We start from the raw sequence: 5936 nt of genomic DNA, 5'->3' as shown, positions 1-5936 counted from the left end.
GCTGTTGACGGCGACCGACCCGGAGGTGCCGCTCGAGGTCCGGATGGACTCGCAGTACGCGATGAAGGCGGTCACCACTTGGCTGCCCGGCTGGAAGCGCAACGGCTGGAAGACGGCCGCCGGCAAGCCGGTCGCCAACCAGGAGCTGGTCGTGCGGATCGACGAGCTGCTGGGCGGCCGCTCGGTCGACTTCCGCTACGTCCCCGCCCACCAGGTCGACGGCGACCCGCTCAACGACTTCGCCGACCGCGCCGCCAGCCAGGCCGCCACCGTCCAGCAGGCCGCGGGCAGCGCCCTCGGCTCGCCGGAGCCGCCCCCCTCGACCGTCGCCTCCGCCCCGGCCGCCGCGCGACGCCGGCCGGGCGGGAGCAAGGCGGCGGCGCAGAAGCGCGGCGGCGGAGGTTCCTCCTCCCGCACGATCAAGGCGAAGTTCCCCGGCCGCTGCGTCTGCGGCCGCTCCTACGCGGCCGGTGAGCCCATCGCCCGCAACGACCAGGGCTGGGGCCACCCGGAGTGCCGCACGGCGGCGGCCGGGTAGCCCGCGCCCGGCCGGTTCCGGCGGGTCACCCGGCAGTGCCGGTTCTGCCGGTTCTGCCGGTTCAGTCGGTGTCGAAGGTGTAGTGGGCCGTGTGGTCCAGCATGTCCGCCGGGGTCACGTCGTTCCACGGCTTCATCGTCTCGCGCAGGTCCACCACGTCCGGTGTGCCGCCGGCCGGCACATAGCCCGAGCCGGGGTGCCGGCGCTGCCACTGGGCCCACAGCTTGTCGACGAAGGCGTGGTGCAGCCAGAAGACGGGGTCGTTGGGGGAGACGCCGGTGGCCATCTGGCCGCCGACCCAGACGTGGACGCGGTTGTGCAGGTTGGCCCCGCGCCAGCCCTCGAGGTGGTTGCGGAAGCCGTCCGAGGAGCTGTTCCACGGGGCGGCGTCGTACGCCGTGATCGCCAGCACCGAGTCCACCTCGGCCCTGGTCGGCAGCTCCCGGACGCCGGTGCCGAGGGAGCGGCGCAGGTAGGTGCGGCTGTCGACGCGTACGGTGATGGGCCAGTCGCCGGCCGCGGCGGCGAACGGTCCGTCCGTCACCCGGCCGTCCGAGGCGCGGCCGGTGCCGCCGAGGAAATCGGGCGCCCACAGCGAGGCGCGGGCCGTGCGGTCGGTGCTCCAGTCCCAGTACGGCAGCGCGACCGAGGAGTCCACCGACTGCAGCGCCTGCTCGAACTCCAGCAGGAATCTGCGGTGCCAGGGCAGGAAGGACGGCGAGCGGTGCCCGGTGCGTTCGCCGCTGTCGGTGTCGGCCATGATGAAGTGGTTGTGGGTGGTGACGAAGGCGTCGTAGCGGCCGCTGCGCTTGAGCTCCAGGACGGCGGCGACGAAACGCCGCTTCTCGTCGGCGGACAGCGTGGCCTGGTTCTTGCGTACGGTCATGTGCGGGTGCTCCGGAAGTCCGTGCTCGGCGTGGTCAGTTGGCGGGGAAGGGCACGAGCCGGGCGCCCTGGAGCTCGTCGACGGCGGCCCGGGCGGCGGCCCGCGGGGTCGCGACCGGGGCGTAGTGGCCGACGACGCTGATCCAGGTGCCGTCCGCGTTGCGCATCACGTGCAGTTCCGCGCCGTCGACGAAGACGGCGTAGTCCATGCCGTCCATGCCGTGGTGGTGGCCGCCGCCGTTGGGCCGGCCCTGTATCCGGCGGCCCTTGTAGACCTCGTCGAACGGCTCCGGGGAGCCGTGGGGGTGGTGCTCGTGCGCCGGGGCGGCGGACGCGCGCGGCGCGGTGAGGGCGTGGGCGCCCGCGGCCGCGGCGAGGGCGGCGGTGGCGGTGAGCGCGCGGCGACGGCTGAGTTCCGGCATACGGGACCTCCGGGCTGTGTCGGGGTGGGACTCCGCATGCCTATCGGGCCGCCGCGGGCGGGGAGAAATCGGTGGGAAGCGGTTGGCCGTGATCCGGACAATCACCTACATGTCGTACAAGCTTGAACCAGGATGATCTTGCCGCGGAGGTCGCCCCAAAGGCTCCGGAAGGGGGAATTCCTCGCTCCCGAACGGGTGTTCCGCGTGTTCTTTGGCGGTCCGCCGTGCCGCCCGTGGCGCCGGTCACGCACGGAAACTGACGTGATCGCTGAGGACCCCGTGACGCACGGGCTCCTGCTACCCTGCGGCGTCAAATGACCGCTTTCGGTAGTTTTCAGGGGTTTGTGTGAAGGTCGCCTGTGTCGGTGGCGGGCCCGCCGGCCTGTATCTCTCCATCCTGCTCAAGCGGCAGGACCCGTCCCACGACGTCACCGTCCACGAGCGCAACCCCGAGGGCTCGACCTACGGCTGGGGCGTCACGTACTGGCACGGCCTGCTGGACCGGATGCGGGCCTGCGACGCGCGGTCCGCGCGCGCCGTCGAGGAGCGTTCGGTCCGCTGGAGCGACGGGGTCGCCCACGTAGGGGACTTGACGACCCGTCATCACGGCGACGAGGGCTTCGGCATCGGCAGGCACCGCCTGCTGGAGATCCTCACCGAACGCGCCCGCGAACTGGGCGTCACCGTGCGGTTCGAGGACGAGATCACCGCCGGGCAACCGCCGGAGGCCGATCTGGTCGTCGCCGCGGACGGTGTGCACAGCGCGCTGCGCGCCCGCCACGCCGGCCACTTCGGCACCCGGGTCCTCCTCGGGCGCAACCACTACGTCTGGCTCGGCACCACCAAGGTCTTCGACGCGTTCACCTTCTCCTTCGTGGACAGCGGCCACGGCTGGATCTGGTGCTACGGCTACGGATACGGCGACGGGCACAGCACCTGCGTCGTCGAGTGCGCCCCGCACACCTACACCGGCCTCGGACTCCACCGGCTGGCCGAACGCGACCAACTCGCCCTCCTGGAGGAGCTGTTCGCCCACGTCCTCGACGGCCACCCGCTCATCGGCCGCGCCGCCCCGGGCGGGGCCGCCCCGTGGCCGAACTTCCGCACCCTCACCAACCGCACCTGGTACCGGGACAACCTCGTCCTGCTCGGCGACGCCGCCCACACCACGCACTACTCGATCGGCGCCGGCACCACACTCGCCCTGGAGGACGCCGTCTGCCTGGCCGGCGCCCTGCGCGAGCACCCGAGCCTGCCGGCCGCCCTCGCCGCCTACGAGAGCCGGCGGCGAACGGCCCTGCTGTCCACGCAGAGCGCGGCCCGTCTGAGCGCCCAGTGGTACGAGAACCTGCCCCGCTACATCCGGCTGCCCCCGCACCGCATGTTCGCCCTACTCGGCCAGCGCCACTCGCCCCTGCTGCCGTACGTCCCGCCCCAGGTGTACTACGGCCTCGACAAGGCGGCCGGGCGGCTGGAGGCGCTGCGCAGGCTGAAGCGGTGGCTGGGCCCGAAGGTGGCGCGCTCGGTGCAGGCGCGGGCGGGACGCGAATGACACACTGACGCCATGGACGAACGTGAATTTCGCAGGTCAGGACAGCACGCCTCGGTCATCGGGCTCGGCACCTGGCAGCTCGGCGCCGACTGGGGCGACGTGGACGCCAAGGATGCCGAGGCCGTGCTGGAGGCCGCCGCCGAGTCGGGGGTGACCTTCTTCGACACCGCCGACGTCTACGGCGACGGGCGCAGCGAGGAGACCATCGCGACCTTCCTGAGCACCCGGCCGGACCTGCACGTGCTGATCGCCACCAAGATGGGCCGCCGTGTCGAGCAGATCCCGGAGAACTACGTCCTGGACAACTTCCGCGCCTGGAACGACCGCTCCCGCCGCAACCTCGGCGTCGACCGCGTCGACCTCGTGCAGCTGCACTGCCCGCCGACGCGCGTGTACTCCAGCGACGAGGTGTTCGACGCGCTGGACACCCTGGTCGCCGAGGAGCGGATCGCCGCCTACGGCGTCAGCGTCGAGACCTGCGCGCAGGCGCTGACGGCGATCGCCCGTCCCCACGTGGCCAGTGTGCAGATCATCCTCAATCCCTTCCGCATGAAGCCGCTGCGCGAGGTGCTCCCGGCCGCGCGGGAGGCCGGCGTCGGCATCATCGCCCGCGTGCCGCTCGCCTCCGGGCTGCTGGCCGGCAAGTACATGAAGAACACCGTCTTCGCCGCCGACGACCACCGCACCTTCAACCGGCACGGCGAGGCCTTCGACCAGGGCGAGACCTTCTCCGGCGTCGACTACGCCTCCGGTGTCGAGGCCGCCGCCGAGTTCGCCGCCCTCGCGCCCGAGGGGTACACCCCGGCGCAGACGGCCCTTCGGTGGATCGTCCAGCAGCCCGGTGTCACCACCGTCATCCCCGGTGCGCGCTCCCCGGAGCAGGCCCGCGCCAACGCGGCCGCCGCCAAGCTGCCCCCGCTGCCGGAGGAGACCCTCGCGGCCATCGACGAGCTCTACGAGCGCCGGATCAAGGACCAGGTCGAGAACCGCTGGTAGCGGGCGCGCCCGTCACGGCGCCAGGCGCAGCGCCCGTCACGGCTCCAGGCGCAGCTGCCGTTCCTGCTCCTGGTCGCCGGGGGCGGTGCCCTCGTCGTGCGCCGTGAAGGCGCGGGCCAGTGTCTCGCTCGCCCGGCGCACGGACTCCGGGGTGCCCTGGACGGTCACGGTCACCGGCGCGGAGAGCCGGCCGCCGCTCGCACCGCCGCCACCCCCGCCCGCACCGCCTCCGCCGCCGGGGGCCGCGCCGGCCGGGTCGGCGGAGAAGGTGGCCGTGCGGACCGTCGCGTTGTCGTCGGCCGGGAGCCGGTCCGGTGCGCCGAAGGCGCCCTCCAGGGCCTTCACCACCGCCTGGGCGTCGGCGACCTCGCCGCCGTCGAGCGTCACCGTGAGCTGTGTGCCGGGCATCTGCCCAAACCTCCTCGGCCGGTCCGTGTGCGTCACGCAGCCCGTGTAACCCCCGGGCCGTCCCTCAAACAGCCCTCCGACCGGGCAGGATTCCCGCTCATCGGGGAACACGCGATGGCATGGAGCCGGATCGCGAACGGGAGGGCGGCATGACGGTGACGGGAGACGACGTGACGAGGCGACGGGGGCGCGACGAGACCGAGGAGGAGAGAGCCGACCGCATGTGGGTCGAGCTCATCCAGGAGGTGCGGGTGGCCCAGACCGGTGTGCAGATCCTCTTCGGCTTTCTGCTCACCGTGGTCTTCCAGCAGAAGTACGACACGCTCGGCGCCACGGACAAGACGATCTACATCGTCACGGTCGTCCTGGGCGCCACGGCGACCGGCGCTCTCATCGGGCCGGTGTCCCTGCACCGGCTGGTCTCCGGCCGCCGGGTCAAGCCCCAGGCCGTGCGCTGGGCGTCCCGGCTGACCTTCGTCGGCCTGGTCCTGCTGCTGGCCACCATGACCGCCTCACTGCTGCTGATCCTCAGGGTGGCGACGCACGACGGCTTCGTGCCCTGGCTGGTCGCGCTCGTGGTCCTCTGGTACGCGCTGTGCTGGTTCGTCCTGCCCCTGTGGACCCGGCGCCGCTACACCTCCCGCTGAGACCCGCCCGCGAAGATCTCCGCCAGGAATCCGTCGGCGCCGAACTCCTCCTCGCCGGGGGCGACCACGCCGTGCGTCTCGCGCAGGAACGCCGCCACCGCCGGCGCCCACACGAACACCGCCGCGTGGTGCCGCCCCCCGTCGGGGTGGGCGTTGCCGTAGAACTCCATGCGCAGCTCCTCCCACGGGCCGTCGGACTCGGGGCGGAAGCGGACGTCGCCGAGGCCGACCGGCCGCGTCAGTCCCTCGCCGAGCATCTCGCGGTCCAGGGTCCACCGGGCGAGGACCCGGCCGTCGTGGCTGAAGACGACGGTGACGGCGAAGGGGTCGCCGGCGTCGTAGCTCAGGTGGGCCAGCACGGGAAAGCGTTCCGTGTCGCCCGCCTGCAGCTGCACGACGAGACTCTTGTGCACGAAGGAGTTCACGGGAAGGGCCTCCGAGGGGCATCAGGACGTAGAGCCCTCTAGTACCCCTGAAACGCGCAAGAT

General features: G+C 72.5%; 8 protein-coding genes. 4 read left to right on the top strand and 4 right to left on the bottom strand.

Annotated elements, in window-relative coordinates:
* Positions 1-538, top strand: a 538-nt coding sequence (locus IE249_RS06340) for an RNase H family protein (protein WP_229857693.1), incomplete at its 5' end; no start/stop codon positions are given.
* A 61-nt stretch (positions 539-599) separates the two neighbouring features.
* Here IE249_RS06340 and melC2 read toward each other — a convergent pair.
* On the bottom strand, positions 600-1424 hold the full coding sequence (melC2, locus tag IE249_RS06335; protein ID WP_189703776.1) for a tyrosinase MelC2: 825 nt from the start codon (positions 1422-1424) through the stop codon (positions 600-602).
* Positions 1425-1458: 34 nt separating this feature from the next.
* Complete coding sequence (melC1, locus tag IE249_RS06330) at positions 1459-1845, bottom strand: apotyrosinase chaperone MelC1 (RefSeq protein WP_189703775.1); 387 nt, start codon at positions 1843-1845, stop codon at positions 1459-1461.
* A 346-nt stretch (positions 1846-2191) separates the two neighbouring features.
* Between melC1 and IE249_RS06325 the strand changes: the two genes are divergently transcribed.
* A complete protein-coding gene (locus IE249_RS06325; protein ID WP_189703774.1) occupies positions 2192-3397 on the top strand; it encodes an FAD-dependent monooxygenase in 1206 nt (401 codons plus the stop codon).
* Between the two features lie 12 nt (positions 3398-3409).
* Positions 3410-4393 carry an aldo/keto reductase gene (locus IE249_RS06320; protein ID WP_189703773.1) on the top strand — a complete coding sequence of 328 codons (984 nt, stop codon included), beginning with the start codon at positions 3410-3412 and terminating at the stop codon, positions 4391-4393.
* Positions 4394-4429: 36 nt separating this feature from the next.
* On the opposite strand, the gene IE249_RS06315 is transcribed toward IE249_RS06320, so the two are convergent.
* The gene (locus IE249_RS06315) at positions 4430-4801 is read right to left on the bottom strand and encodes a hypothetical protein (protein WP_189703772.1); all 372 of its coding nucleotides are present in this window, start codon (positions 4799-4801) and stop codon (positions 4430-4432) included.
* A gap of 149 nt (positions 4802-4950) precedes the next feature.
* Here IE249_RS06315 and IE249_RS06310 point away from each other — a divergent pair, with 149 nt between their 5' ends.
* Positions 4951-5448, top strand: a complete 498-nt coding sequence (locus IE249_RS06310; protein ID WP_189703771.1) for a DUF6328 family protein — start codon at positions 4951-4953, stop codon at positions 5446-5448.
* Here the strand turns inward: IE249_RS06310 and IE249_RS06305 are convergent.
* Positions 5433-5873 (bottom strand): SsgA family sporulation/cell division regulator, encoded by a 441-nt coding sequence (locus IE249_RS06305; RefSeq protein ID WP_189703770.1) that lies wholly within the window; start codon positions 5871-5873, stop codon positions 5433-5435. The genes IE249_RS06310 and IE249_RS06305 overlap by 16 nt on opposite strands.
* Between the last annotated feature and the right edge of the window lie 63 nt (positions 5874-5936).

It is taken from the genome of Streptomyces anandii JCM 4720, from assembly GCF_014650655.1.
GTDB classification, from domain to species: domain Bacteria; phylum Actinomycetota; class Actinomycetes; order Streptomycetales; family Streptomycetaceae; genus Streptomyces; species Streptomyces anandii.
The sequence above is the reverse complement of the archived record's forward strand: the minus strand, read 5'-3'. Positions and strand labels throughout refer to the sequence as shown.